Source organism: Paenibacillus sp. WG02, from assembly GCF_055396115.1.
Genome location: NZ_AP036016.1, coordinates 1664562 through 1689144 on the forward strand (window position 1 = coordinate 1664562; position 24583 = coordinate 1689144).

The 24583-nt window shown below is 46.1% G+C and carries 21 protein-coding genes and 1 pseudogene; 16 read left to right on the plus strand and 6 right to left on the minus strand.

Translation table 11 applies throughout. The features are described 5' to 3' along the window. Positions 1 to 14: 14 nt before the first annotated feature. The 3 genes and pseudogenes from urtC to urtA all read right to left on the minus strand — a co-directional run bounded on the left by urtC (position 15) and on the right by urtA (position 3465). A complete protein-coding gene (gene urtC, locus ACBP55_RS07900) occupies positions 15 to 1091 on the minus strand; it encodes an urea ABC transporter permease subunit UrtC (protein WP_464650793.1) in 1077 nt (358 codons plus the stop codon). A gap of 21 nt (positions 1092 to 1112) precedes the next feature. After that, the gene (gene urtB / locus ACBP55_RS07905; protein WP_464650794.1) at positions 1113 to 2018 is read right to left on the minus strand and encodes an urea ABC transporter permease subunit UrtB; all 906 of its coding nucleotides are present in this window, start codon (positions 2016 to 2018) and stop codon (positions 1113 to 1115) included. 173 nt (positions 2019 to 2191) lie between these two features. Then, positions 2192 to 3465 (minus strand): annotated as a pseudogene (gene urtA / locus ACBP55_RS07910) (urea ABC transporter substrate-binding protein). A gap of 283 nt (positions 3466 to 3748) precedes the next feature. Between urtA and ACBP55_RS07915 the strand changes: the two are divergent. The 8 genes from ACBP55_RS07915 to ACBP55_RS07950 all read left to right on the plus strand — a co-directional run bounded on the left by ACBP55_RS07915 (position 3749) and on the right by ACBP55_RS07950 (position 10315). Continuing rightward, on the plus strand, positions 3749 to 4051 hold the full coding sequence (locus tag ACBP55_RS07915; RefSeq protein WP_029194808.1) for an urease subunit gamma: 303 nt from the start codon (positions 3749 to 3751) through the stop codon (positions 4049 to 4051). 33 nt (positions 4052 to 4084) lie between these two features. Further along, complete coding sequence (locus tag ACBP55_RS07920) at positions 4085 to 4468, plus strand: urease subunit beta (RefSeq protein ID WP_464650795.1); 384 nt, start codon at positions 4085 to 4087, stop codon at positions 4466 to 4468. 13 nt (positions 4469 to 4481) lie between these two features. Next, positions 4482 to 6164, plus strand: coding sequence for an urease subunit alpha (gene ureC / locus ACBP55_RS07925; protein WP_464653262.1), 1683 nt, complete (start codon positions 4482 to 4484; stop codon positions 6162 to 6164). A gap of 41 nt (positions 6165 to 6205) precedes the next feature. Then, positions 6206 to 6931 carry an urease accessory protein UreF gene (locus ACBP55_RS07930; RefSeq protein WP_464650796.1) on the plus strand — a complete coding sequence of 242 codons (726 nt, stop codon included), beginning with the start codon at positions 6206 to 6208 and terminating at the stop codon, positions 6929 to 6931. A 43-nt stretch (positions 6932 to 6974) separates the two neighbouring features. Further along, a complete protein-coding gene (gene ureG / locus ACBP55_RS07935; RefSeq protein WP_464650797.1) occupies positions 6975 to 7634 on the plus strand; it encodes an urease accessory protein UreG in 660 nt (219 codons plus the stop codon). After that, positions 7627 to 8481 carry an urease accessory protein UreD gene (locus ACBP55_RS07940; protein ID WP_464650798.1) on the plus strand — a complete coding sequence of 285 codons (855 nt, stop codon included), beginning with the start codon at positions 7627 to 7629 and terminating at the stop codon, positions 8479 to 8481. The genes ureG and ACBP55_RS07940 overlap by 8 nt, the downstream gene beginning before the upstream one ends. 206 nt (positions 8482 to 8687) lie before the next feature. After that, positions 8688 to 9665: a heme o synthase gene (cyoE, locus tag ACBP55_RS07945; protein ID WP_029194802.1), complete on the plus strand. Its 978-nt coding sequence runs from the start codon at positions 8688 to 8690 to the stop codon at positions 9663 to 9665. A 17-nt stretch (positions 9666 to 9682) separates the two neighbouring features. Next, a complete protein-coding gene (locus tag ACBP55_RS07950) occupies positions 9683 to 10315 on the plus strand; it encodes an SCO family protein (protein WP_464650799.1) in 633 nt (210 codons plus the stop codon). 21 nt (positions 10316 to 10336) lie between these two features. Here the strand turns inward: ACBP55_RS07950 and ACBP55_RS07955 are convergent, their stop codons facing one another. Both ACBP55_RS07955 and ACBP55_RS07960 read right to left on the minus strand, forming a co-directional pair. Then, positions 10337 to 10690, minus strand: coding sequence for a toprim domain-containing protein (locus ACBP55_RS07955; protein ID WP_464650800.1), 354 nt, complete (start codon positions 10688 to 10690; stop codon positions 10337 to 10339). A gap of 169 nt (positions 10691 to 10859) precedes the next feature. Then, positions 10860 to 12026: an MFS transporter gene (locus ACBP55_RS07960; RefSeq protein ID WP_464650801.1), complete on the minus strand. Its 1167-nt coding sequence runs from the start codon at positions 12024 to 12026 to the stop codon at positions 10860 to 10862. A 321-nt stretch (positions 12027 to 12347) separates the two neighbouring features. Between ACBP55_RS07960 and ACBP55_RS07965 the strand changes: the two genes are divergently transcribed. From ACBP55_RS07965 to ACBP55_RS08000, 8 genes are all read left to right on the plus strand, one after another. Then, on the plus strand, positions 12348 to 12782 hold the full coding sequence (locus ACBP55_RS07965) for a hypothetical protein (protein ID WP_464650802.1): 435 nt from the start codon (positions 12348 to 12350) through the stop codon (positions 12780 to 12782). Between the two features lie 40 nt (positions 12783 to 12822). Beyond that, positions 12823 to 13971: a transglutaminase domain-containing protein gene (locus tag ACBP55_RS07970; RefSeq protein ID WP_464650803.1), complete on the plus strand. Its 1149-nt coding sequence runs from the start codon at positions 12823 to 12825 to the stop codon at positions 13969 to 13971. Between the two features lie 166 nt (positions 13972 to 14137). Further along, positions 14138 to 14860 (plus strand): HAD-IA family hydrolase, encoded by a 723-nt coding sequence (locus ACBP55_RS07975; RefSeq protein ID WP_464650804.1) that lies wholly within the window; start codon positions 14138 to 14140, stop codon positions 14858 to 14860. Between the two features lie 18 nt (positions 14861 to 14878). Continuing rightward, positions 14879 to 16942 carry a peptidoglycan D,D-transpeptidase FtsI family protein gene (locus ACBP55_RS07980; protein WP_464650805.1) on the plus strand — a complete coding sequence of 688 codons (2064 nt, stop codon included), beginning with the start codon at positions 14879 to 14881 and terminating at the stop codon, positions 16940 to 16942. 1279 nt (positions 16943 to 18221) lie between these two features. Beyond that, entirely contained in the window at positions 18222 to 20096 is a 1875-nt protein-coding gene (asnB, locus tag ACBP55_RS07985) for an asparagine synthase (glutamine-hydrolyzing) (protein WP_464650806.1), read from the plus strand. 36 nt (positions 20097 to 20132) lie between these two features. Then, a complete protein-coding gene (locus tag ACBP55_RS07990; RefSeq protein ID WP_464650807.1) occupies positions 20133 to 20867 on the plus strand; it encodes a Cof-type HAD-IIB family hydrolase in 735 nt (244 codons plus the stop codon). A 43-nt stretch (positions 20868 to 20910) separates the two neighbouring features. After that, entirely contained in the window at positions 20911 to 21390 is a 480-nt protein-coding gene (locus ACBP55_RS07995) for a DUF456 domain-containing protein (protein ID WP_464653263.1), read from the plus strand. 33 nt (positions 21391 to 21423) lie between these two features. After that, the gene (locus ACBP55_RS08000) at positions 21424 to 23097 is read left to right on the plus strand and encodes a putative polysaccharide biosynthesis protein (RefSeq protein ID WP_464650808.1); all 1674 of its coding nucleotides are present in this window, start codon (positions 21424 to 21426) and stop codon (positions 23095 to 23097) included. A gap of 16 nt (positions 23098 to 23113) precedes the next feature. Here ACBP55_RS08000 and ACBP55_RS08005 read toward each other — a convergent pair whose 3' ends face one another. Then, the gene (locus tag ACBP55_RS08005) at positions 23114 to 24418 is read right to left on the minus strand and encodes a DUF2515 family protein (protein ID WP_464650809.1); all 1305 of its coding nucleotides are present in this window, start codon (positions 24416 to 24418) and stop codon (positions 23114 to 23116) included. Positions 24419 to 24583 lie beyond the last annotated feature (165 nt).

Below are 24583 nucleotides of genomic sequence, written 5' to 3' on the forward strand. Positions count from 1 at the left end.
GATGTGGTGAATAGTCAGCTTGCTTCATGCGATGATGAAATCGGCTTAGGGAGATTGGGTTTTTTCCAATTGGAGGTGTAGTGTGTAATCGTACCGACGATACCTTTGGGCAGCAGCATTACAACTATAATGAACATGGCTCCGAGCATAATAGGCCACCAAGCGGGGTAAGCTTCGCTAAATGTTGTTTTGGCTGCGTTGGTGATTAATGCGCCAAGAACGGCGCCTCCAATCGTTGCACGACCTCCTATAGCCACCCAAAGAACCATTTCAATAGAGGGGACAATGCCCATTTGTGCAGGCGAGATAATGCCTTCCTGAAGAACGAAGAGCACACCGGCAAGTCCGGCTAAGCCTGCTGAAACGCAGTAAATGAATACTTTATAAGTGACTGGATTGTAGCCAATAAAGCGAACCCGATTTTCCCCATCTCGTATGGCTGTGAGAATGTTCCCCATACGACTGGTGACGAGCAGACTGCATAGGATAAGAACGACAACAACAACAGCTAAGGTGAGATAGAAAAATAATAATTTCGTAGATTGTGATTGGAGATTTAAGCCAAGAAAGGCAGTGAAATTGGTCAGTCCGTTAGTTCCGCCAGTATAGCCTTGTTGGCCAACGAATAGCGTGACGGTAATAATGACTAACGCCTGAGACAATATGGAGAAGAAAGCACCTTTGATACGATTGCGAAATGTAAAATATCCTAAGATGAATGCGACGATCATTGGCACGATAAGGGCGAGAAGGAATGCTGCGCCTGCCTGTTGGAATGGAACCCAGAACCAGGGTAATCTCTCAACGCCGCTCCATGACATGAAATCCGGCAGTTGGTCTGGCGTCGCGGCGAGCTTAAGATGCATGGCCATACAATAAGCGCCAAGTCCAAAGTAGACGCCATGGCCGAGGCTAAGAATGCCCGTATAGCCCCAAATTAGATCAATTCCCATGGCAATGATGGCATAAGCGAGAAACTTGCCAAGAAGGGAAAGTCGGAAGTCTGACATGAACAAAGGAGCCAAAGCAATAGCGATCAAAAAAATGCCATAGACGATCAGTTTAAGCTTGGATTGTCCCGTTAAGAGCATGGAAGATGCCACATCCTTTCTTCAATCTAAGGATCTTGAACGGATCGTCACAAGTCCCATCGGTTTCCATTGCAAGAAGGCGATTATGAGCGTAAAGACTAGCACTTTACCGAGCGTAGCACTTGTTGTGTATTCCAAAGCTGTGTTGAAAACCCCAATACCTAATGCTCCTGCTACGGTTCCAATCAGCTTACCGATTCCGCCAAGAACAACAACCATGAACGCATCCACAATGTAATATGTGCCTATGGTTGGTCCAATAGGTCCAAGCAGCGTTAAGGCGCATCCGGCAATTCCTGCCATAGCGGAGCCAAAAGCGAAGGATTGAGCATCTACTCTGCGTGTGGAAATACCAAGACAAGCAGCCATTTCACGATTTTGCATAACAGCTCTCATTCGTCTTCCTCCGGCTGAGTGGTACAGGTACATATAAATCACCAAGATACACAGCGCAACCAAAGCAATAATAAAAAGGCGCTTGTAGGGGAGAATGAGGTCGGCTGACAGATGAAGTCCGCCTTCCAACCATTCGGGCGCTTTGACAGCCACATTAGGAGCACCGAAAATAGTACGCGCAAGCTGCTGCAAGGCAAGGCTTACTCCCCATGTAGCAAGCAGGCTGTCTAGCGGTCTGCCGTACATGAATCGAATGAGAACAACTTCGAGCAGCCAGCCGACAAAGAAGGCTACCGCAAAGGCAACACCTAGCGACACGATGAAATACCATCCGAAAGCGGAGGCTGGTAGAAACTTCTGGAACCACTGCTGGACTAGATAAGCCATATAGGCGCCAATCATGATGAATTCACCATGTGCCATATTCATAACATTCATTAAGCCGAATGTAATCGCAAGGCCAATGGCGATTAACAGCAGAATGGAGCTAAGGCTTAGACCGTTGAATAATTGAAGAAACAGCAGACTCATGGAAATCCCTCCCAGTAAACCCCGAGTAAACAAAATAAACGTCTACCCCGTCCTTCTCGGACGGGGGCGTTTATCCTGAAATATAGCCGACTTATCGTGTGTAACATATAAATTCTTATATTTTGGTGAAATCCAGGACTGCCGTTAGGCAATCCTGGCTCCAATAACTGCCTTTATTTTTTCGTTACTTCTCCGCCCCAAGGGTATGATTTGAGGAAAGGATCTGGTTTGAGTGGTTGGCCGGAGTTCCATATTTCTTTGATTTGGCCATCAGCCGTAATTTGACCGATACGTGCCGTTTTGGAAATATGCTGGTTCTCTCCATCAATAACCACTTTACCTTCTGGTGCGTTAAACTCGATTCCTTTGGCAGCAGCTTTCACTTTCTCTACCTCAAAGGATCCTGCTTTCTTCACAGCTGCAGCCCATAAGTATACGGCCGTATAGCCTGCTTCGATCGGATCATCCGTAACGCGGTCTTTGCCGTATTTAGCTTTGTAAGCTTCAACGAATTTTTTATTCTCAGGTGTATCGGTTGTTTGGTAGTAATTCCAAGCAGTATAGTGTCCATCTAAGACAGAAGCTCCAATACCGCGAACCTCTTCCTCAGCGATACTTACGGACATTGTTGTTAGATCTTTGGATGAAATGCCTGCATCTTTCAATTGCTTGAAGAAGGCTACGTTACTGTCACCGTTCAGCGTATTGAAAATGACATCCGGCTTCTCTTTTTTGATTTTACTAATGATTGTATTGTAGTCCGTATGTCCAAGCGGTGTGTATTCTTCGGCTACAAGCGACCCGCCTTCAGCTTTCAACTGCTCTTTAATAATTTTGTTGGCTGTTCTTGGGAAAACATAGTCGGAACCGAGAAGGTAGAATTTCTTGCCTTTGTTTTGAAGAAGCCAAGTTACAGCAGGGATAATTTGTTGGTTCGTTGTAGCGCCTATGTAGAAGATATTAGGTGATGATTCCACGCCTTCATACTGAACCGGATACCACAGTAATCCTTTGTTTTGTTCGACGACCGGAAGCACGGCTTTGCGGCTGGCAGATGTCCAGCAGCCAAAGATCGCTACGACGCTGTCTTTTTGCAGTAACTTCTTAGTTTTCTCTGCAAAAGTCGGCCAATCGGATGCACCGTCTTCAATCACGGGCTTGATTTTTTTACCTAAGAGTCCCCGGCTGCATTAATTTCGTCAATCGCCATAAGTTCAGCATCTCTTACAGACACCTCGCTTATGGACATCGTGCCAGTTAGGGAGTGAAGAATCCCGACAGGTACAGTTTCATCCTTCGTCTCTGCCTTAGCTTCAGCTGCTTTGGTCGCCATAGGTGTAGTTGTCGTGGATGTAGTTGGCTCAGTCTTTGCACAGCCAGCCATGACCATCATCAAAGCCATACTCAAAGCGACTGTGAGCTTACCTTTGTTTCTTATCTCTCTCATTCACGTCCCACTCCCTTTGCTTACAAGATTTGGATTACAAGGCTTATGATAAAGTGCAAAACAAGTTGATGTCAACATAGATTACATGAATTAAGTGTTTTTTGTTAATAGCGCACAAAAACCAGCTATTCCTTTGTGGAAATCACATAAAATACGAAAGATGACTTCAGAAACCGTTGTTTTCATGTCATTATAACTGACATTAATGATTTACAATCATGAAATACACGAATATAATAAAGATAAAAGATTACCATTATTCGGATTTTAAAGAGGTGAAGATGTGCATTTAACGGAGAGAGAAAAAGAAAAGCTGCTTATTACGGTGGCTGCTGATCTAGCACGCCGAAGACTTGCCAGAGGCTTGAAACTGAATTATCCCGAAAGCATCGCGCTGCTAACATCCGAGATTATGGAAGGAGCAAGGGATGGATTAACCGTCGCTCAATTGATGGCATTCGGCACAACGATTCTGAGAGCGGAGCAAGTGATGGAAGGTGTGCCTCAAATGATTCATGAGGTTCAGGTAGAGGCTACGTTTCCCGATGGGACCAAGTTAGTTACCGTACACGAACCAATAACCTAACTATACAAATGAATAATCGAAGGGGGCGAGAGAATGATTCCAGGAGAATATCGAACAGTCAAGGGATATATTGAAATGAATATAGGAAGACAAACGGTTGATCTCATAGTGACGAATACAGGAGATCGTCCCGTTCAGGTGGGCTCGCATTTTCATTTTTTTGAAGTGAACAGAGCTTTGGACTTCTCGAGAGAACAAGCCTATGGCATGCGTTTGGACATTCCCGCGGGAACAGCTGTCCGTTTTGAACCGGGAGAACAGAAACCTGTTCAGCTCGTTGAACTTGGTGGAGCCAAACTTTCTTATGGACTAAATAACTTGAGTAAAGGCTTAGCAGCTAATGGGAATATGTCAAGTGCTGCGCGAGAGAGATGGCAAGCATGGGAGGGGAAGCCCGGTGAATCGAATAGATCGTAAAAGTTATGCGCTAATGTTCGGACCTACTACGGGAGATGCCATTCGTTTGGCTGATACCGAGCTTTGGGCACAAATCGAGCATGATTACACCGTATATGGGGATGAATGCAAGTTCGGCGGAGGCAAAGTCATTCGCGACGGGATGGGTCAATCCAGTGGAGCTACCCGTGACCAAGGTGTCTTGGATACCCTGATTACGAATGCGGTCATTATTGACCACTGGGGTATAGTCAAAGGTGATATCGGCATCAAGGATGGTCATATCATGGGGATCGGTAAAGCGGGAAACCCAGACATAATGGATGGCGTACATCCCGATATGATCATTGGAGCGAGCACGGAAGTTATTGCAGGTGAAGGTAAGATTGTAACCGCAGGCGGGATTGACGCTCACATTCATTTTATTTGTCCCCAACAAATTGAAACGGCGCTTTCCTCTGGCGTGACGACGATGATTGGTGGAGGGACAGGGCCTGCCACAGGTACGAATGCCACAACTTGTACGCCAGGCGCATGGCACATGCAGCGTATGCTGGAGGCAGCTGAAGCTTTTCCCATGAACTTGGGGTTTACGGGTAAAGGCAATGCTTCTTTTCTTGCTCCGTTGACGGAACAGATTGAAGCGGGAGCTATTGGTTTGAAGCTTCATGAAGATTGGGGAACGACACCGGCAGCAATCGACACTTGTCTCGAAGCAGCGGATCAATATGATGTTCAAGTAGCTATTCATACCGATACATTAAATGAAGCGGGATTTCTCGAGGATACGCTCGCAGCTATTAAGGGCCGTACGATTCATACGTATCATACCGAAGGAGCAGGCGGAGGGCACGCGCCGGATATTATCCGTGCCGCTGCTGAGCTTAACGTACTGCCGTCTTCGACAAACCCGACACGTCCATACACGATCAATACGATTGAAGAGCATTTGGATATGCTCATGGTGTGTCATCATTTGGACAGCCGTATACCCGAGGATGTTGCTTTCGCGGATTCCCGGATTCGCCCAGAAACGATTGCTGCCGAGGATATACTTCATGATCTAGGTGTATTCAGTATGCTAAGCTCGGATTCTCAGGCCATGGGGCGGGTCGGCGAGGTTATTATTCGTACATGGCAAACGGCCGATAAAATGAAGAAGCAGCGTGGATCGCTGGCTCCCGATACGGAAGCTGGCGACAATTTCCGAATTAAGCGTTACATCGCCAAATATACGATTAATCCGGCGATTACGCATGGGATTTCTCACCTTGTCGGTTCCATTGAGCCTGGAAAATTCGCGGATCTGGTCATATGGAGCCCGATGTTCTTCGGAGTTAAGCCGGATCTGGTTCTCAAAGGCGGCAGCATTGCCTATGCGCAAATGGGAGATCCGAACGCTTCAATTCCAACGCCGCAGCCTGTATTTGGACGTCCGATGTTTGCCGCTTTTGGCAAAGCTTTGACGCAAAGCTCGATTACCTTCGTCTCTCAAGCCGCTTATGATCGTGGCATCGCTGAGAAATTAGGGCTGCAAAAGCGTGTCGAGCCTGTGAAAGGCTGTCGCGATATTTCGAAAAAAGACATGATTCATAATAACGGCACGCCTTCTATAGAAGTAAACCCAGAGACCTATGAAGTGAAAGTTGATGGGGAAGCCATTACTTGTGAGCCGGCGACCGAACTGCCAATGGCGCAGTTATATTTCTTATTTTAAAAGAGTGGGAAGTCCCCGATCGAGGTGACGACATAAAAGCGATGACAACAAAGACAACGACATTCACGGAAGAGATAACGCCGAGGTTTCACTGGCTCGCTTATCAGCAGTTTCTAGATTCAGCCCTGCCCATTGGCGGATTCTCTCATTCCTTTGGTTTGGAAACGCTCATTCAGCAGGAGCGACTAACAACGATTGAAGAGCTCGAAGCTTATATTCGCACGATGCTCGCAACTAGTTGGGCACCGTCAGATGCGATGGTAATCAAAGCTGCCTATACCCATATTCAAAGGCAGGAATGGGATCAGCTTTGGGAGATCGACCACATGCTGCATGTGCAGCGTGTATCGAGTGAAGCGAGGAGCGGCGTTCAAAAGATGGGCCGCAGGCTGCTCCAGCTTTCGCGCTCGATGTACCCCGAGCTGAACTGGCTGCCTCTAGACGAAGCTGTGCAAGCCGGCCGCAGCAGTTCTAATCATCCGATTGTCCATGGATGGGTGAGCTATCACCTCGGTGTGCCGTTGAATCAAGCGGTGGAAGGCTATCTGTACAGCTGTATCATGACCTGCATCAACAGTGCGCTCAGACTCATGTCCATCGGGCAAACCCAAGGACAAATTCTTCTTGCGAAGCTGCTTCCTTTGACAGGAAGCGAGTGGCAGCGCGTAGCGCATATGGATCCTTTGGATGCGTATACGAACTCGCCAGCCGCAGATCTGGCCATGATGCAGCACGAAACGCTGTATTCGCGATTATTCATGTCTTAATGAGGAAAGTATTCCCTAATCATAAATTTTAGGAGGAATGACGATGTGTCAAGTTCAAGATCATCATCACCACCACTGGGAGAAACCAGCTGTTGATCGGAGTCGCCCAATGCGTATTGGAATCGGCGGGCCAGTTGGCTCGGGTAAAACAGCGCTAGTGGAGCGTTTGGCTCGTAAACTCAACAACCGCTACAGTATTGCGGTGATTACGAATGATATCTATACGAAGGAAGATGCCCGGATTTTGATTAGCTCCGAGGCACTGCCCGAGGACCGCATTATTGGGGTAGAAACAGGCGGATGCCCGCATACAGCGATCCGTGAGGATGCTTCGATGAATTTCGAAGCCATCGAAGAGCTGGAGAAGCGATTCGAGAATCTCGATATTATTTTTATCGAGAGCGGCGGCGATAACTTGGCTGCAGCGTTCAGCCCAGAGCTGGTAGATCGTTTCATCTACATTATCGATGTCGCCCAAGGGGAGAAAATACCGCGCAAAGGCGGTCCCGGCATTATGCGTTCCGATATGCTCATTATCAACAAAATCGATCTAGCCCCTTATGTAGGCGCCAGCCTGGAAGTGATGGATTCGGACACGAAGAAGATGCGCGGCGACCGTCCATATATTTTTTCCAACCTGATGGGCGGTACAGGGGTGGACGATATTGTCACATGGGTGGAACAGGAGTTCAGCCATGCCTAGCGTGACCGGGGAGATTAAGGCGGAATTTGCGGTACGCAGCGGCTTGACGCAGCTCGTCCACAAATACCACGCCTCCCCGCTCAAAATCGCCAAAACGTTTCGTTACGAGAACGAAACGCTCATCCAGGACGCCCATCCTGCGGATCAATTGGGCGTCTATATGATGGACTGCTCCCCAGGACTCATGTCGGGGGATCATTACGAAATCAACGTGCGCCTTGGAGAGGGCGCACGTGTTTTTCTAACGAACCAATCGTTCACGAAGGTGCATCCGTCTGAGGCTGGTCACGGAAGCACCCAGCGCCAGACGCTGCAGTTGGAAGCTGATGCGATGCTGGAATATATCCCAGAACCCTTAATGCTCTATAAGGATGCTAATCTAGCCGCAGAAATGGATGTTCATTTGTCACCAGGGTCAGCATTGATTTTCTCGGATGTTTGCTGCCCGGGACGAACGCAGCGAGGCGAAATATTTCAGTACTCCCGTTATATGAATCGCATGAAAGTTTGGTACGGTGAGGAATTGATTTTTTATCAGAATCAAAGAGTTGAACCACAAATCATGCAGCTATCAGCGCCAGGTTGCTGGGAGCGGGAAACACACCTCGGTAATCTGTACATTTTCTCGGATCGTCTTAAACAGCGTCATCTCGAGGAAGTATTAGGGAGTCTTGAGAATCTGAAGGGTGTAAATGTCCGTATCGGAGCTAGTCTTACGTATAAATACGGTTTAATCGTCACCGTCATGGGAAGACATGCATGGGAGTTACAACTGACTTTGACCAAAGCATGGCATGATATTCGCCGCAGCTTATTAGCATTAACACCACTAATGGTTAATAAATAATAGGATTAACCAGTGTAGGGAGCCCTCAGGGGCTCCTTTTTACATGGAATCGAATGTTCCAATCATTTTCCACGCATACTGGAAGGAGAATCGACAATATAATGACAACTGGCTGCACTTCATTGTCAAACGATGTAGGGGTTGGTATGATGGGAATGTTCATAATTAAGTTTGCTCGGAAATTCGACATAGAGGAGGACGTTTACGTGGAAAATCAAGTTAGCTACGAAAGCGTTTCGAACGGTTCGTCACAAGGGACCATGGGGACAGAATCCATAGAAGCTAGCAATAGGCAAGCATCGGCTGAGCCGGTGACCTTGAAAGATTTCTATCGCTTGGTAAAGCCAGGCATTATTTATTCCAATTTAATGACAGCTTTTGCTGGGTATTGGGTTGCTGCCCATTGGGATGTAAGCTGGGTACACCTTATTATGACCATGCTAGGAACTGCTCTTGTCATGGCAGGTGGAACGGTTCTCAACAATTATTTGGACCGTGAAATGGATGCGAAGATGGAGCGTACGCAGAATAGAGCTCTTCCAAGCGGGAGAATGAGTGCGAATGTCGTTCTATGGTACGGTATTATTTTAGGAACGATCGGTCTAGGAGTCCTATATTTTGGAGCACAGTCGCCGCTTGCAACGTTGATCGGGCTGATTGGCCTGTTCTTGTATGTTTGGCTCTATACAGCTTGGTTTAAGAGAACTTCGGTATGGAGTACATTCGTTGGGGCATTCTCTGGCGCTACACCTCCCGTTATTGGATACTGTGCAGTAAGTGGTACCGTTGATCTAGGTGCTATTCTCCTTTTTGCTTTCTTATTCCTCTGGCAGCCTCCGCATTTCTGGGCTCTTGGGATTCGCCGTATGGAAGAATATCGCGCTGCAGGATTCCCGCTTTTACCCGTCGTGAAGGGGACTTACGTGACCAAGATCAGTATGGTGCGTTATGTGGTTTTACTTGTTCCTGTAACTGTGATGTTAACCGCTTATGGGTATGTAGGTTACTTGTTTTTATTCGCATCAACGATCTTAGGATTGATTTGGGCTTTCATGAGCATCAAAGGCTTTAAGGCAACAGGTGAGGCCGAAGTGGTATGGGCTAAACGTATGTTCCTGTTCTCTCTATTGTATTTAACGCTTTTATCGTTCCTCATGGTCATTGATACTGTGAAAATTAGTTAGAATTGAGGGCTGAAGTCATGAGTACGTTTATCGGGAAAAATTGGTTTAAGCTAGCGCTAGGCGCTATTTTAATTGCCATGATTGCATCATTTGCCTATAAATTATGGGCTAATAGCAGTGAACCGGACCAACGCTTAACAGCTATGAAACAAGCTCCTTCCTTTCAACTTCAGGATTTAGACGGTAAAACCGTTTCCTCTCAGGATATGGATGGTAAGGTTAGACTTGTATATTTCTTTTATTCGTTTTGTCCGGATGTTTGCATGCCGACGACTTTCTTACTGTCTCAGGTTCAGGAAGCTTTGAAGAAAAAAGATTTACTTGGTACTAAAGCGGAAATTATTTCGATAACAGTCGATCCAAAACGAGACACACCGGAAGTGCTTAAAGAATTCGGAAACCGATTTGAATCGAAACCAGTTCCAGGTGGGTGGACTTTCCTGCGTGGTGAGGAATCGAAAATTCACAAGCTTGCTGAAGATTTTGGCATTATGGTGATTAAAGAGAAGGATGGTAATTTCTCGCATTCCAATGCAATTTTGCTGGTTGACCCAAAAGGAAAACTCCGGAATTATTATGATGCGAGCAACCCAGAGTTGGATGTTGACCATATTGTCAAAGATGTCGTGACCTTATCTAAAGGAAAATAAGTCAATCATTTATACGATTAACTATTCAAAAGCAGGGTCTGGAGCAGGGTATTTGATATACTCATCCAGCCCTGCTTTTTCTAATTGCTGGATGATGTATTCCTCAGGCGTTCCTTCCACGCCAGCATACCCTCTGCGCGTATAGATATGTTCTGCATCTGGAAACGTTTCTCGCAATAGAAAACGTATTTTTTTGCCGGAAGAATCATTATCCGTAAATATGAAAACAGGATTGTCATCCACCTTTTTTCTTAGGTCTTCGAGAGTTAATGAGCTGGGGGTACCGAACGTACAGAGGATTTTGACACTTTCATCCACGACGCGTTTTAACCGGCTCTTATCATTTTTACCTTCTACTATGATGACAATCGACATGGGATTTCCTCGCTTTAGGTTTTTTTGTAGTATAACCCGTTTTCGCAAGTGATCCAAGGATTTCATTCGACGATTAGGCGAAAAGGATGGCGTCATTTCCCGGGAAATGACAGGGATTGACAGCGCAAAAGACGGCTTGATAAGCTCAAGCCGCCATTTTATCGGTAAATTACGTCGTGATAGGCGTTTTAAATGTGCGCAGCGGTAAGAGGGAAAGCGCCAGCATTAAGATGAAGAACGCGATAAAGTAAGAGGAAATGTGGTCGCGAAGCTGTCCGGCCATCATTGGACCGATAAAAGCGCCAACGGAATAGGAGATGGAAAGAAGGGAAAAGACGCGTCCATACCGATTGCTGCTTGTTATACTGGCAAGAAGGGCAGCGAGAGCGGGATAAATGACACCTTTCGCCATTCCGATTAGAAAAAGAGATACAGTGAGCGGTATCGGCCACTGAATGGCTAGACCGAAGAAAACGACCGCAAGCGATAAGCTTCCGCAGACCGTTCGGATAAACGGGGGGATCTTATTTAAGAACCAAAAGCTGATGCTTAACAATGCCCCTAAACTGATTAATGTGAAAAAAACGCCGGACGTTAAGATGGACTCTCTGGCGGACTTCATTAATGGAAGCTCAAAGAAGAGAATGCCTTGCGAGCAGGAGAGTGCCATCGGAATGAGAAAGAATAACCATGGAATCGTTATGCTGGCGGGTAGTTCTGATTCATCTCTCAGTATGCCGTGACCATGATGATCTAAGATAGGAGATTTGCTCCCTGTTTGGGCTAATAGCTGTTTTTCTTTCACACCGAAGATGGCAAGAACGCCTGTGATAATAAGAATCCAACCTAAGACGGAGAAGGCTGTTGTAAACCCGATTTTGGCAACTAATACAGCGCCTGCTGCCGGAGATACCACGGAAGCAAGGGTATGTATGAGACCATTGCCAGTCATCAGTTTACTTTGATGGATGCGATCTTTGGCTATGCGTGCAAGCAGCGATAAGCAGGCAGGGGATAAGAAGGCGAGTACGAATCCGCTGATCGAACGAATGTATAGCAAGTGCCAAGGATCTTTCACATTGGATTGAAAAAGTAAGATGATCCCTGCTACAATCAGGCTAAAGACAATAAAGATCTTACTTCCGTATTTGTCCACGCCATACCCAGCGATTAGATTCCCAGGCAAATGAGTGATCGAGTATACGCCCATAATGAGCCCTATAAATGAAGGAGCTGCTCCTAAAGATAAGGCGAAGGGAGAAAGAATCGGATACTGTGCGTGTAAATCAAAAAAAGCAACAAACATAAATAAGTACAACCAAAGAGCTGTTCGCATGATCTCACCACCTCAATCATTTAGACTTGTCTCTTCTTAAGTTGTACGCCGCTCGTCCCATAGATATGACCTTTCCATACAAATGACACAATTCTGTTTATAGGAGGCTTTATGGACGCATATGTGATTGTTTTACTTGCTGGGGTGGCTGTTTTCCTGGTTTTTCGGTTGAGACAGTCTTTTCGGAAGACGAGAAGCAGAATCGATAAAACAGAGGAGATAGAACGGAAGTTAGCCCTGTTAAGGAAAAAAAGAGATGAAGATTAAGGATTCCCTGTAGTATGATAGGAAGGGACTTTTGGATAAATAGGAGGGGTTAGTTTGGAACAGTGGATTTCCTTTGCGCAGGATCGTTGGTACTTAATTGTGGCCGCTATTATTGTGCTTTTTATCGTAATCGGAATTGTGAAAACCGTGGTGAAATGGATTCTGGTCATCGCGATTGTTGGAGCTCTTGTCGTTTATGGAGCGAGCTATAAGGATAAAATAAAGGATATTGGGGCAAGCGTGGTTGCGCAAGTCGGGGATGAAATCAAAGATAAGGCTGTTAGTACGTTGACCTCGGAAGCCAAAGATGCAGAGTTCAAAGCGAATCCCGACGGTTCCTTCCTCATTACGACGAAGAGCTTAAAGGTGGAAGGCAAAGCAGGGTCGGATGAAGTACAAGTCACCTTCCTTGGTAAAACATTTAAGATGAATGCTAACGCAGCCGTTAATGCTTTCATTGAGCAAGCCAAGAAAAACGCTAAGCAGTAAATGGAGTAAATATATGAAAAAGATTGGATGGTGAGAAATCATGAAGGATATGACGTGGTTACAATCAACTTCGATAAATTTAATATCCATCTTGATCGTTCTCACATTTGTAGGCTCTGTCGTTCAAGGGTTTTTCCGGGGAGGGTCAGGTTCAGCCAAACATCTTCTGTCTATGCTTGTGGAGGCGGTAATCGTCATCTTGTCCATGTTTATCGCGTGGAAAGGGGTTCAGTGGGTATCTCCAGTGATCCAAACCTGGTTGAAGGGGCAGAATTTGCAAATTCCAACCGTTGAAATAAGCATACTTAAACAAGCCTATTATACGGCCATGACGAGTATCCGCGATTTTCCGCTGCTGCGTTTCGGTGTATTATTTTTACTTGGCTATATGATTGTGAAGCAATTGCTGAACCTACTGATCAATCCCTTGTTAGGAAGTTGGTTGGCAAATCGAGATCCTTACAGGGAGCGAAGCAACTCTTTTATTAGTTCTGTCTCGGGTGGAGTCATTGGTTCTGTCGCAGGACTCGCTAGGGCGCTCATTCTTATTGCTGTGCTTTTCATTTATGTAACGTTATTCCCGCACTCTTTGATTACACCTTACATTGAATCGTCACAGATGTATCAAAAAGGCGCCAAAGAAGTCATTTCACCCTTCACGGGTGACTTCATTGCCGACAAAGTACCCGTGTTCACTCGTGCAGTCGAGCAGGAATTTACGAATATCCTGCAGCGTAAGTATGAAGTTCTAGATGCGAAAATTCCAGGCAACATTGCTGATACCGCCAAAGAAGTAACGGCCAGCGGGAAGACGGATGAAGAGAAGGCCAAGCTGTTGTATAAATGGGTAGGCAACCGCATCAAATATGATTGGAATAAAGTAACTCTGTATGAAGAGAAGCGAATCTGGAAGGAACAGACGCCGGAGGATACCTTCAACACCCGCGAAGGAGTTTGTATAGACTACTCCAGGCTATATGCACAGATGGCCAGATCCATCGGCCTTGATGTGAAAGTTGTTACGGGGCTAGGCTATGACGGGCAGGGCAGCTACGGGCCTCACGCTTGGAACGAGGTTTACCTGAAAGAGTCGGATCGCTGGGTACCGCTGGATTCCACCTGGGTGGCAAGCGGAGGCAACTGGTTCAATCCGCCTAACTTCGATCAAACGCATGTCAAGGACGCTTAGAAGAGTAAGAAGCCTTTCCTTTGGAAATCGAAGGAAGGCTTTTTTATGTTAAGGCAGCCATACCTACTAGGAAAATCATGGGTAGTTACGGTGGGTTTTCTCATATGATGATTAAATGTGGTACACTTATTAAGATTGGATTGTTTATAAAAACGAGGGAGATTGTATGCGGAAACCACTTCAGGAATATAAGATGATTTACTTAGATGCTGGGGACACTTTACTTACGATTCCAGCAGCCCAGACGATATTGAAACAGTACTTACAATTGCGATCTGTGGATCGTGATGAAGCTCATATTAGTGAACTATTTACGGAAGCTTTTCGTCTTTTTTATTATGTGAATAAGCAAGACAATTTCGTGGTTTGCAGTCCAGAGTCAGATCGTGAGTTCTGGGTTAATCTATATAAATACGTGCTTCATAAATTGGGCATTCATGAGGAGTGGACAGAGGAAGAGATTTATGCCTGCTGCCACGAGCTCTACGACATTTACACGGCACCCGAGTATTATGAATTGTTTGATGATGTGAAGCCATTCTTAGATGGTTTGAAGGCCCGAGGTTTTCGAATAGGGATTATCAGCAATTTTGCTCCTACCTTGAAAGCCATATTGGAGGATAAGGGGATTTTGCATGATTTCGACCCTGTCATTGTTTCAACAGAAGTAGGTCTAGAGAAGCCAGATCCGGCCATTTTCCAGCTTGCAATGGATAGGGCGGGGTTAGAGGCGAAGGATATACTTTATATCGGCGACCATGAAACGAATGATATTTGGGCGCCAAATCAAGTCGGTATCGATGCTGTGCGAATTATCCGTTATTCCTATCATACAGGAGAGGGTATTCATTCCCTACTTGAGCTGTTCCATGAACAAGCCATAGCATAAGAAAGGATCTGAGAAGTGATGAAGTCATCCATTATGGATGATCCGAAGAAAAAAGAAATTACCAAAAAGCGGCACTTTTCGTTTCGGATCAATATATTTTTCTTTATAACCTTTTTATTATTTTCGATCTTAATCGTGCGATTGGCTATCTTACAATTCGTTCAAGCCAAAGATCTTAAAGCGGCAGAAAATACGAATACGAATCAGACCACGAGTATCGCTCCCATTCGAGGCAATATCTATGACTCTACAAAATCTCCTCTGGCATATACAATCCCTGTTCAGTCCTTGTTTTTCCGTATTGAACCAGGTCAACAAAACAAAGATGAAGTAATTGCGCTTGCTCAGCGGCTAAAGGTTGATGTTTTTGATAAATATGCCAAACCGAATTCAGTAAGCCCTACACCGGAAGAAATCGTTCTAGCGATGGATTTAGGTTACGACATTAACAAAAATAAGGTGAAAGACCCAAGTTACTATTGGGTTCCGCGGCGGATTAAAGCAGATTTGTCCAAGGGTGAAATGGCCTATTTACTTGAGCACCGAGATGAATTTAAATGGCTAGAAGTGACGGAGGAGAGTATCCGTACTTATGAAATGGACGATGACAACAAGACCACGATAGCCACGCATCTGGTTGGATATTTGAAATCATTTTCTACACAAACGGCCAAAGATATTTATAAAGACAGCCCAAATAGCGAAGAATACCTGAACTCAGAAAATGTAGGATTTGACGGCATTGAACGCATGTATCAGGATGAGCTGCGCGGTAAAAATGGGAGTAGGAAATATCCCGTCAACGCGGCTATGAAAATTATCGGAAGAGCCGAAGTGACAGCGCCTGTTAAAGGGAATAATCTCTATCTTTCGATTAATAAAGATATCCAGAAGGCAACAGAAAGAATGTTGGAGGATCATATCAAATATTTACGCAGCCCGACTCATGCCAATGATCTGTATATGAAAACAGGGATGAAGGCCTCCTCTGGTTTTGCCGTTGCGATGGAAGTGGATACAGGGCGTGTCGTTACGATGGCGAACTATCCGGATTACGATGCTAATGCATGGACCGGAGGGATTTCGCCGGATATTTACAAAGAAATTGGTACGTATATTTCCAATGGATCTATCATGACAGCTAAATCCAAATATCCAGATGAGAAAGAGAATGCGAAGCATCCGTCTTCCATTGTTTTTATGGGTTCAACCATTAAGCCTTTGTCGGTATTAATTGGACTGAAGGAGAAATTATTCGGCGCTTATGAGAACTATTACGATTCTGGATCGTTTAGTTTTGGTAAGGGAGGGTCCAGTACCATCACAAATTCGGGTAAAGCCGCTTACGGATATATTGATGCTGCTGGGGCTATTGAACACTCTTCTAACACGTTTATGTCCGAGAAAGTGGGCATTCCCTTCTATTTGAAATATGGCGGAGAAACACCAAAGGTTACAGCCAAATGGGCAGAATACCTTGCGAAATTCGGTATGGGAGTCAAAACAGGAAGCGGTCTACCAGGTGAGTTCGCAGGTTCCAATGATTTTATTAAAAATGCCCAAAAAGACAGTTACCAATCTGCCATGGTATATGCTTCATGGGGACAAAATGAAAAAACGACTACGCTGCAGCTTGCTCAATACACAGCTACTCTGGCTAGTCGCGGGAAACGTATGAAGCCACTCTTTGTAGATGAAATTCAAGACTACCAAGGTAAATTAGTTAAAAAAATTGAGCCAGAAGTTATTGAGGATTTTTCCTCTGAATTTGCTAAAGAAGATTGGAATACCATAATCCATGGGATGAAAAGCGGTGCCGAAGGCATTGATGAATTACCTTTTAATGTAGCACGCAAAACAGGTACATCGACGCAAGCTGTATCGGGAGGCTCGGTAGAAAACGCTGTGTTTATCGCTTTCGCTCCTGTGGAGAATCCGAAGTTAGCCGTAGCAGTTGTTGTGCCAGAAGGCGGATTCGGACGCTACGGGGCATCCCCGATCGCAGCCAAAATCTTTCAAGCATATGACGCGGCGAACGACGGCATTCTGACGAAGCTTGGCGGCGGGAAAAGGCCGTGGTAATGATTAGAATTACAGGGAATAAGTGATTATAACAGGGGATCTGCAGAAGCAGGTCCTTTTTTTCGTATGTGTTTGGGATAGGGATAAGATGAAGCCTTATTTATCGGGCTGCCGCGGAAACGGATGTATGCATCGCTAAAGTGCGGGAGAGTGTGGAAGTAACTTGATCGTGAGAAAACACGCTTTAAAGTCGGAGGATACGTCCTGAGGCTCCGTAATGTCTGCTGAAGTGATGAAATTCAATACTAAAGTGTGAGAATGCTGCTAAAGTGGCGTGAGACGTCGGAAAAGGATCTCTCAGCTGCTGAGAGAAGACGAGTTAGCGGGTTTTGCGTCCTGAGAAGGCAGAAAAGGTCGTCTCAGGGGTCCGAATGGAGCGAAAGTGGCGCGAGACGTCTGAAAAAGACCGCTCAGCTGCTTAGAGAAGGCGAGTTAGCGGGTTTTGCATCCTGAGAAGGTAGAAAAGGTCGTCTCAGAGGCTCGAATGCAGCGAAAGTAGCACGAGACGTCTGAAAAAGACCACTCAGCTGCTGAGAGAAGACGAGTTAGCGGGTTTTGCATCCTGAGAAGGTAGAAAAGGTCGTCTCAGAGGCTCGAATGCAGCTAAAGTGGCGCGAGACGTCTGAAAAAAACCTCTCAGCTGCTGAGAGAAGACGAGTTAGCGGGTTTTGCGTCCTGAGAAGGCAGAAAAGGTCGTCTCAGAGGCTCGAATGCAGCTAAAGTGGCAAGAGACGTCTGAAAAAGACTTCTCAGCTGCTTAGAGAAGGCGAGTTAGCGGGTTTTGCATCCTGAGAAGGTAGAAAAGGCTGTCTCAGAGGCTCGAATGCAGCTAAAGTAGCACGAGACGTCTGAAAAGGACTTCTCAACTGCTCATCGCGAAAACTGAACGACTCTAATATCGAATTATATCGCACAAAGTACAACTATACACGGTTAAGTAAGTAAAAGTTACAGAATTACGTCTCTTTCAAGCAGCACTTAAGCTCTGGAACCGTTTCGCGTCTATGAGCATATCCTAATGTAGGGGAAAAAACATGTTCTTACCTAAAAGTTGCACAAGGCAAACTTTTATGCACAGAGGAAAGGTGGAGGTACGTATGAAAAAAACCAGGTTAACAGCTTCATTAAAGCGACTTCTGATTTCCATCATTTTTCTATAGGATACAGCGCTTTCACGTCCTTTCATCGCATTTCCAGAATGACGGACAGATATGGTATACTAATATATCGGTTGTCGAATAGAAAGATTGATGAATGGTACGGAGGAGTGAGTTTCACCATGTGTGGTATTACGGGTGTGATGTATTTTGAAGATAGAGAACCAAACGTTGCAATGTTGCAGCAAATGACAGATGTTATTGTTCATCGGGGTCCGAATGATTCCGGTTTTTGGACGGATAATCGGATTGGTCTTGGCTTTCGCCGCTTGTCTGTTATTGACCTAAAAGAAGGGCATCAGCCTTTGGCCAATGAGGATGATTCTGTGTGGATCATTTTCAATGGGGAAATTTATAATTATAAAGCCCTGCGCAGTATGCTGCAGGAGCGTGGGCATCAATTCCGCACGCAAAGTGATACGGAGGTTATCGTTCACCTCTATGAGGAGTATGGAGAGGAATGCGTCAAATACATGCGCGGCATGTTTGGCTTCGTCATTTGGGACAAGAAAAAGAAGCAGCTGTTCGGAGCGAGAGACCACTTCGGCATTAAGCCGTTTTACTATCATGTCAATGACCGCCAGTTCTTGTTCGGCTCCGAAATTAAGAGCCTGCTGGCTGCGGACGGCATGAACCGGTTGATCCACACGGACAGCTTGCTGAACTATCTGACTTTTCAATATGTGCCTGAGCCTAATACCATGTTCCACGGCATACAAAAGCTTCCCCCAGGGCATACGGTCAAAATAACGTTTGACGGAGAAATGTCGATACATAAGTATTGGGATCCTATGTTTGAGCCGGAGGATCGTCCGTTTGACTATTACGTGGAACAAATTCGTGAAACATTGAATGATTCGGTCAAGCTCCACATGGTTAGTGATGTGGATCGCGGCTGCTTCTTGTCGAGCGGGATTGACTCGACTGCGATTGCCACACATATGCGGAATATCGAACCGATCCGCACGTTCTCCGTTGGCTTCGAGGGCGCCAACAATGAAACGCCGATTGCCGCCCAAACGGCTGCGACACTCGGCACACAGCATTACGACAAAATCATCACGCAGGATGATTTTTTCGGCACGATGCCGAAGGCGATCTGGCACCAGGACGAGCCTGTCGCCGATCCTTCGGCCATTGCTCTTTATCACGTGGCGAAGCTTGCGCGCGAGCACGTGACAGTTGTGCTGTCCGGCGAAGGCGCGGACGAGCTGTTCGGCGGCTACCGCATTTATCGCGAGCCGCAATCCTTGCGCGCGATCGACCAGCTGCCGACATCGGTGAAGCGCATGCTGAACCGCTTTGCCCGGATGCTGCCAAGCAGCGTGAAGGGCCGCAATTACTTGCTTCGCGGCACGACACCGCTTGAGGAGCGTTTCCTCGGCAATGCCAAGATTTTCTCCGAGGATATGAAAGCGGAGGTGCTGCGTCTTGATAATGAGATGCTGCGCGCCTATAAGAATCCAGTGCAAATTGCTGCAGATTATTACAGCAAGACGACGCATCTTGATCCTGTGAGCCGGATGCAGTATATCGATATGAATCTATGGATGCCTGGCGATATTCTGATGAAAGCCGACAAGATGACGATGGCACACTCACTCGAGCTGCGTGTTCCTTTCCTCGATAAGGAACTGTTCGAAGTGGCACGCCGCATTCCGGCGAAGTACCGAATCGCGAATGGAACGACGAAATACATTTTCCGCAAGGCAATGGAAGGTATCATCCCTGATCCCATCCTGAACCGTCCGAAGCTTGGTTTCCCAGTGCCGCTGCGCGATTGGATGAAAGGCTCGATGGGCGATATGGTTCTGGAGCAAATTAAGTCCAGCGGGATTGAAGATTATATTAACATCAACGCTGTAGAGCGCATGCTGCATAAGCATCGTAACGGTCAGGGCGACTATGCTCGCCGCATTTGGACCATTTATATATTTGCTCTCTGGCATGTAACATTCATGGAAGAACTGCCTAAGAAAGTGCTCGCTGCTTACTAGGTCTACTAATGACGTAGAGACAGGGGATGGGAACACGTGGGATCTTATAAATTAATCGCCCTCGATATGGATGGTACCTTGCTGGACGATGATAAAAAAATATCCGTTGAAAACCGAGAAGCGATTCAGGAAGCAACTAAAGCGGGTAAGATCGTTATTATGTCTACAGGACGCGGAGTTGCTAGCGCAATGCCTTATATTCAGGAGCTAGGGCTTACCTCACCTCTCGTTGTGGTCAATGGCGGTGAAGTGTGGGAGTCTCCGTCGAAATTACTGAAGAGGACCCTGCTTCCTGCTGAGACGGTACGTAATTTGCATAGATTAGCTCAAACGTATGATTGCTGGTGGTGGGCTTATTCGGTGCAAGGCATGTTCAATCGCGAGAGTGAAGCCATGGACATTGACAGTCAAGAATGGCTAAAGTTCGGTTATTTCACGGAAAATATGGAGAAACTGCAACAAATCCGGGACATTGTAGAGGGATGGGGAACACTTGAAATAACGAATTCCCATCCTTCTAATATTGAACTTAACCCATTAGGCATTAATAAAGCGAGCGGCGTGGAGACGGTCTGTCAGCTTCTAGGCATTAGCATGTCCGAAGTCATTGCGATGGGAGATAGTGAAAACGACATTGCGATGATTCGTGAAGTAGGTCTTGGCGTAGCTATGGGCAATGCACAAGATGAAGTGAAGCGTATTGCGGATATTACGACTGTTACCAACAATGAACATGCTATTGCTAAAGTGATTCGCACTTATATGCTTTAAGAGTAGAAGTGATAATCTGCTAGGATTGGAGAAGATGCGATCTATGATCACCTTAGGCTGGACATTAGTTATCCTTTTATTTGTAGTGGGCATGATCGGTGCCGTTTATCCAGTGCTGCCCGGTGTGCTAGCGATTTATGGAGCTTTCTTCATCTATGGTTGGTTGATCAGCTTTGAGCCGTTAGGATTCTGGTTCTGGCTTATCCAATCCTTGATTGTCGTTATCATTATGGTGGCTGATTACGCAGTAGGTGCGCTAGGGGTAAAGAAGTTTGGAGGCTCTAAGGCGGCTATCATCGGTAGTACCATTGGTCTTATCATTGGGCCTTTTGTTATTCCAGCTTTCGGTTTGCTTATTGGCCCCTTCTTAGGCGCAGTGATTGGTGAAATCATCATCGGTACGTCGTGGAAAAAAGCGATAAGTGCCGGTGTCGGCTCTGTACTCGGGTTCTTTGCAAGCAGTGCGGTGAAAATTGCGCTCCAGCTGGCCATGATTATTATCTTTTTTATCTGGGTTTTCTAATGGAATGAATACTGTAAGAGAGTAGGAACGGACTTGACGAAGGAAACCAAAGATTCTCTAGTAAAAGGGACGCTCATTCTCACCGTGGCCGCGCTAATAGCGCGGTTTCTCGGCGTTTTCCAGCGAATTCCGCTGGTACATTTGCTTCATGAGGAAGGAATGGGCAGCTATTCTATTGCTTTTAATCTATACTCGATTTTACTTGTTGTTGCAACAGCCGGTATCCCAAGCGCACTAAGTAAAATGGTATCCGAGAAATATGCAATCGGAAGACCAGCAGAAGCGCAGCGGATTTATCGCGCGGCAATTTGGTTTGCAATCGTAGCTGGAGTCGTGATGACGGTGCTTCTATATGTCTTTGCACCGATCTATGCCGAACAGATTTCACATGGCGGACCAGATGCGACACTTGCAACTCGTGCTATCGCGCCAGCGATGCTGTTTTTCCCGCTTATTGCTATTATGAGGGGCTATTTTCAAGGCAGGCAAAACATGATGCCTAACGGGATTTCACAGGTTGTGGAACAAATATTCAGGCTTGCAACTTCAATCGGACTCGCATTTATTTTATTGAACATTAGCTTAGGTTGGGGAGTTGCGGGCGCATCTTTCGGAGGAGTCATGGGAGGGATTGCGGCGCTTGCCGTTATGCTTTACTATGCCTTGAAGCTGAAGCGTAGAGATGCGCAGTCCAACATAGCGGCCGAACAGATAGCTGCGGGAAGCACGCAATCGCCACTAACACAGGCACCAGCACGTTATAGCGAAATCTATCGCAGCTTATTGAAGCTGTCGATTCCGATCGTTATTTTCTCAGTGACCGTTACCCTTGTGTATGCAATCGATACTTCAATCATTATCCCGCTCTTAGAAGGGACGATTGGCAGAAGCGAAGCGCTTGGGCTTGTTGGTATTATAGGAGGGCGTGCCCAGTCCTTGGCGGGGATTCCGATTATTTTGGCCATCGCTCTTAGTCAATCTGTCGTTCCCATCATCTCAGCGGCTTATTCCCGCAAAGATTTGAAACAGGTTGGTCACCAGACAACTAGGGTGCTTCAACTGTCTATTCTTTCCGGGTTACCGGCTGTACTGGTAATCGCAATTGCTGCACGTCCATTAGACTTTTTCATGTTCGGGCATGAGGATACTGCATTTGGCATGAGCCACGGACCTTATATGATTTCACTGCTCACTTTAGGAGCTATGTTCCAAATTGTGATGCAAACATCAGGCGCTGTCCTGATGGGCATGGGCCGGATGAAACCGCTGATGACGCACGTTGCCGTTGGTATAGCGGTCAAGCTCGCTGGGAGCTTCTTATTTGCGCAGTGGTTTGGCATCTATGGAATCATCGGCTCAACAGGTCTTTGTTTTATTGTCATGTCTTGGCTCAATTTACGCTCGCTTCGTAAAGAAGTCGACTTTACGATCCTCGGACGTCGTTTCATTGGATTACTGTTGTCCATTGTTGTCATCATCATCCTTGGTCTAGGGGCAGAATGGCTTACACATACGTATGTGCATCCAACTCCCTGGTATCGACTAAATGAAGGAATAAATGCTGTACTTGTTTGTGGCTTCTCGGCAGCCTTGTATCCATTGATGCTGATGGTAACACGTGTCGTAACGAAGGACGATGTGAAAAACTTCCCATCGCCCGTGCAAAAGCTAATCGGCAAAGTAAGTCGTCTTCTCAAACGTTCGTAGCCATTGCCAAGCTGAGTCACCGTATTACTTTCTTAATGGCTTGTGCAGCTACAATGCCTAATTCAATCTTGCTTAAACCAAAGTACACTTCTTTCGTTAAATCATAGGGAATCGGTATAGGAATGGAGCGCATATGCACCATTGGCTTCTTCACATTCGTAAACCAGTCACCGGGCTCTACGGGGGCAAAGCTCCTGTCAGGCCATACGGATGTAAGTGTAGGACTATAAAACGGCTGTGTCCCTTCCTTTAGGGCGCTGCCATCCAGCCTCTCCTGATATTTCTTATCGGGAGGGGTTTTTCTTATTTGGGCAAACAGGTGAGACCAGTAATCAGAACGTGATCCTGTGTGTGGAGTTGTGGCTGCAAATCTAAGCACCCCTTGAAGTACATCTGGTGCTCCGAAAAGTATCGCATACAAGCTCTTTCCGAATTCGATGCGTTCTGTTAAGCTAGCGAAATTCTCAAGGATAAGTCCAGCTAGATGCGGCTGTGGTGCTTGCGTGTCGTTAGAAGCGGGAAAAAAGGGAAACCCGATTTGATTCAATTGCAGCCAAGCTTGTGTTTTGAACAAATGCGTATTTAACACGTTTTGCTGAATCAGTTTATTCTTTACGATTCGTTTTTCGATGTAGTTTTGCTCATTAACAATAAGTGCGATCGTTAGCGCGGCCGATTCCCGATGCGTCCAGAAATCGCTCCAGACAGGGGCCATCCAGGACGAAATGTCCAGATGAGGCAGGAGATGAAATAAACTCATCTTTTGTTTCTTGCTTTCGTGGTAGAGCAGTAGTTGAGGATAAGCATCTTGAAAAATAAGACCGTTCGCTCGTTCCAGAAAAGCAAATAGATGCTGGGCCAATTCATTGCTAATCAAATGTGGCAGCAGTCCCCCGCGGAGATCGGTCATGCACCAACCCCCGTTGCGTGAAACCATATGGGCAAGCAGTGCCCAATGAAGCTCCGGATGATCCTGATAACATGACCAATACGCGTTAGTTCGTGTCACATTGTTTCGGTTTTCCCGCTGGGTTTTTTCCCTGATTCGGATCACAATCTCCTTTTCAGTAGTGGATAGAGGAGAACTTACGACACCGCTTTGCAGCAGATCTATTTGATGTTTTAAGCCATTTTTCAGCCTTCCAATGAATGCTGTTGTGACAGGAATAGCCTCCAAAGGGTCACCAATTTTAGTAGAGGAGTCCAAAAGCAACGATGCTTGCTGTTTGAACAGCTGTGCGACTGCGTTCGGGAGTCCTCTCATTTTGCTGAGAACACCTTTCATGTTCTTGCCTTTTGGTTTGACTGTTCCTCCCAACACAAATTACCTCCCGACCTTCACCGAATCCTTACCTCTAGTGTTTGCTTTTTCACTTGCAGGTATGTGGGAACGGGGCCCAATATGGCTATGGCTTCCAATCATTTGTTGAATAGTTAACACCCATATTTAGCGGTCAGATTCGGATTGACGGTTAACTTTAAGATA